3 protein-coding genes and 1 tRNA gene are annotated in these 3,916 nt (G+C 69.4%); all 4 read left to right on the forward strand.

Annotated elements, in window-relative coordinates:
• Positions 1-337: 337 nt before the first annotated feature.
• The 4 genes from tmk to JWN68_RS04525 all read left to right on the forward strand — a co-directional run bounded on the left by tmk (position 338) and on the right by JWN68_RS04525 (position 3,857).
• Entirely contained in the window at positions 338-970 is a 633-nt protein-coding gene (gene tmk / locus JWN68_RS04510; RefSeq protein ID WP_297735305.1) for a dTMP kinase, read from the forward strand.
• Positions 967-2,148 carry a DNA polymerase III subunit delta' gene (locus JWN68_RS04515; RefSeq protein WP_297735307.1) on the forward strand — a complete coding sequence of 394 codons (1,182 nt, stop codon included), beginning with the start codon at positions 967-969 and terminating at the stop codon, positions 2,146-2,148. Before tmk ends, JWN68_RS04515 begins: the two co-directional genes overlap by 4 nt.
• Positions 2,145-3,701, forward strand: a complete 1,557-nt coding sequence (locus JWN68_RS04520; RefSeq protein WP_297735310.1) for an alpha/beta hydrolase — start codon at positions 2,145-2,147, stop codon at positions 3,699-3,701. The genes JWN68_RS04515 and JWN68_RS04520 overlap by 4 nt, the downstream gene beginning before the upstream one ends.
• An 80-nt stretch (positions 3,702-3,781) precedes the next feature.
• Positions 3,782-3,857: transfer RNA gene (locus tag JWN68_RS04525), tRNA-Thr, on the forward strand.
• Positions 3,858-3,916: the final 59 nt, after the last annotated feature.

The raw sequence follows: 3,916 nt of genomic DNA on the forward strand, positions 1-3,916 counted from the left end.
CCCTCGCGACGACCAGACCGGCACGAATCTCGGCCCAAAATCGGCGCTCCACCTCATAAGGCAACGGTGGTTTGACCATCACAACTCCTCACATCAGAGGTGTTGCATCACTACCTAGAACCGAAGCGATCGAAATGTGGTCTTGCCACCGCTTGTCCGGGGGTCGATCCTCAGCTCGCCGCAGATCCCCCGCCGAGCAGCAACGCGAGGAGCTCGCCGCCGTCGACTCCGGGCTGTGCCTCGGTGATCGCCATGTTCCCCCCTGCGCTGCGAGCCCGGACCGAAGCCCACGGCAGGAGGCGCCCCGGCCGTCGGTGCCCGCCCGTAGGGTGTGCGCGTGGGCCGACGCGTGTATTCCGACAGCGGGCTCTTCGTCTGCTTCGAGGGCGGCGAGGGCACCGGCAAGTCCACCCAGTCGCGCCTGTTGAAGACTTGGCTGGAGGACGCCGGGCACACCGTCCTCCTCACCTTCGAGCCCGGCGACACCGAGGTCGGCCAGGCGCTGCGCCAGATCGTCCTCGATCCCGCCACCGGCGACCTGTCCCACCGCACCGAGGTCCTGCTGTACGCCGCGGACAAGGCCGAGCACGTCGACACGGTCGTGCTCCCGGCGCTGGCCAGGGGCGAGGTGGTCATCACCGACCGCTACGTCGACTCCTCTCTGGCCTACCAAGGCGCCGGGCGCGACCTCGTCGTCGCGGAGGTCGAGCACGTGCAGCGCTGGGCCACCGGCGATTTGCGTCCCCACCTCACCGTGGTGCTCGACCTCGAGCCGCAGACCGGGCTGGGCCGCTTCGAGGAACGTGACCGGATCGAGGGGCAGTCACTCGAGTTCCATCAGCGCGTGCGCCAGGGCTTCCTCGACCTGGCTGCCGCTGACCCCGACCACTACCTCGTGCTGGATGCACGCGGAGCCGTGGAAGAGATCGCCGAGGCGATCCGCGAACAGATCAAGGGTCTGCTCCCATGACGAACACCGCCAGCACCCGGCAGGGACGCCCGGTCTGGGACGACCTGGTCGGCCAGGGACCGGTCATCACGTCGCTGCAGCGGGCGGCGACCGGCGACGGGATGACCCACGCCTGGCTGTTCACCGGGCCCCCCGGCTCGGGTCGTTCCAACGCGGCCATCGCCTTCGCCGCCGCGCTCCAGTGCGAGACCGGCACCGGTTGCGGGACGTGCAAGTCGTGCCACACGGTGACGACCAGCAGCCACGCCGACGTCCGCATCGTCCGCACCGAGAAGCTGTCCATCGGCGTCGACGAGGTCCGCGACCTCGTGCGCCGGGCGGCCCTGTCGCCCGCGGGGGACAGGTGGCAGATCATGATCGTCGAGGACTCCGACCGGCTCACCGACCAGGCGTGCAACGCGCTGTTGAAGGCGATCGAGGAGCCGACGGCCCGCACCGTGTGGCTGCTCTGCGCGCCCACGATCGAGGACGTGCTGCCGACGATCCGGTCGCGCTGCCGGTTGGTGACGCTCACGACGCCGGCGACCGACGACGTGGCGGCGTTCCTGGTCCGCACCCTCGACGTCAGCCCGGAGCTGGCGGCCAGCGTGGCTCGCGCCAGCCAGGGCCACATCGGTCGGGCGCGCGCACTGGCCCGCGACGAGACGACCCGCACGCGCCGGCGACAGGTCGTGCAGATGCCGGCCGCCCTGACGTCGATCGGCGCCTGCATGCAGGCCGCGACCAACATCAGCGAGATCGCGAAGGAGGAGGCCGAGGCGATCACCTCGGAGCTCGACAGCCGTGAGAAGAAGGACCTCGATGCGGCGTACGGCGTCGTCGAGCGGGGTCGTCGCCCGCGGGAGTACTCCCCGGCGCTGAGCGGGCTCGAGAAGGACCAGAAGACGCGCGCCAAGCGGCGAGTCCTCGACGTCGCCGACCGGTGCCTGATGGACCTCACCTCGGTCTACCGCGACGCGATCGCCCTGTCGGTCGGCGCCACCGGTGAGCTGGTCAACGAGGAGATGCGCGCCGAGATCGCGCAGATCACCCGCCAGGCGACCGCCGAGGAGCTACTCCGCATGATCGATGCGATCTTCACGGCTCGTGAGCAGATGCTGGAGTTCAACGTGCCGCCACTCCTGGCGCTCGAATCGATGATGGTGGCCCTGCGGCTGCCGGGCGGAGCAGATCGATGAAGAAGCTGTTGGCGTTGGTCGTCGTGATCGCCCTGGTGGCCTCCACGTTCTGGGCCGTGGCGGTCGCCTTCGACCGGAGCGAGGACGAGCCCGCCCCCTCGCCCGGCGACACGTCCTCGTCTAGCTCGCCCACCGAGCCGGACGGCTCCTCTGCTCCGTCGCCCGACCTCGAGTCGTTCTACTCCCAGAAGCTCGACTGGCAGGACTGCGAAGGCGACTTCGAGTGCGCCGAGCTGACCGTTCCCCTCGACTACGCCGACGCCGAGGGGGAGACCATCGAGGTCGCTCTGCTGAAGGTGCCGGGGCGTGGTGACCGACAGGGCTCGCTGGTCGTCAACCCGGGCGGGCCCGGAGCGCCCGGCACCGACTACGCCGCAGCTGCCAGTCGCGTCTTCCGCGAGCCCCTGCTCCGCGCCTTCGACATCGTCGGCTTCGACCCGCGCGGCACGGGCGCGTCGGCCCCCGTCGACTGCCTCACCGACGACGAGCTCGACGAATACCTCGCTTCCGACCCCAACCCCGACACCGCGGCCGAGGAGGAGGAGTTCGCCGAGCTCGTCGAGGAGTTCGGCCGGGGCTGCGCCGAGCGCAGCGGCGACGCCGTCAACCACGTCTCCACCATCGAGGCTGCGCGCGACATGGACGTGCTCCGGTCGGCGCTGGGCGAGACCACGCTGACCTACCTGGGTGCCTCCTACGGCACGAAGCTGGGCGCGACGTATGCCGAGCTTTTCCCCGACAAGGTCGGGCGACTCGTCCTCGACGGGGCCGTCGACGTCTCGCTCGACAACCGCCAGCTCGGCATCGAGCAGGCGGCCGGCTTCGAGACCGCGCTGCGCTCGTACATCCAGAACTGCATCGACACTGCCGAGACCTGCTTCCTGGGCGACTCCGTCGACGAGGGTCTCGCGACGATCGAGGAGCTGCTGGCCGGGATCGAGTCCGACCCCCTCCCCGCCGACGACGATCGCGAGCTCAAGATCGGCAACGCCTTCTACGGGATTGTCACGCCCCTCTACAACCGCGACTACTGGTTCCTGCTGAGCGCTGCGCTCCGGTCCGCTCTCGATGGCAGCGGTACGGCGCTGATGGAGCTCGCCGACATCTATGCCTCCCGCGGCCCCGAGGGCTACACCGACAACAGCTCCGAGGCGATCTTCGCCATCAACTGCCTCGACGACCCCTCGTCGGTCGGTTTCGACGAGGTCGACGACCAGCTGATTGCGCAGTTCGAGGCGGCCTCCCCGACCTTCGGCTCGATCTTCGCCTGGTCCTTGACGGGTTGCAGCGGCTCCCGGGGCGAGACCACCGAGGAGCCGATCGAGATCCGCGCCGAAGGGGCCGCCCCGATCCTGGTGGTCGGCACCACCCGCGACCCAGCCACGCCGCTGAAGTGGGCGGAGGCCCTGGCCGAACAGCTCGAGTCCGGCGTCCTCCTCCGCCGCGACGGCGACGGCCACACGGCGTACAACTCAGGCAACGAGTGCATCGACACGGCCATCGAGTCATACCTGCTCGAGGGCGACGTGCCCGCCGACCCGACGGACTGCTGAGCCACTGATTTCGACCGGCACCACCTCGGGCGTTATCCTTCCCGAGTTGCCCGGCTGGTCTCGACTGTGCCGGGCAGCACGCCGCCTTAGCTCAGTCGGTAGAGCGAGTCACTCGTAATGACTAGGTCGTCGGTTCGATTCCGACAGGCGGCCCCATACAAAACTGCAGGTCAGGGGATGTTTCCCCCGGCCTGCGGTTACCTGGGGCGTGAGTG

The organism is Nocardioides sp. (assembly GCF_025964975.1).
GTDB lineage: Bacteria > Actinomycetota > Actinomycetes > Propionibacteriales > Nocardioidaceae > Nocardioides.

Bases quoted from the DNA above. Each gene is read 5' to 3' on its own strand.
- JWN68_RS04520 (WP_297735310.1), top strand. From the start codon at position 2,145: ATGAAGAAGCTGTTGGCGTTGGTCGTCGTGATCGCCCTGGTGGCCTCC.
- JWN68_RS04515 (WP_297735307.1), top strand. From the start codon at position 967: ATGACGAACACCGCCAGCACCCGGCAGGGACGCCCGGTCTGGGACGAC.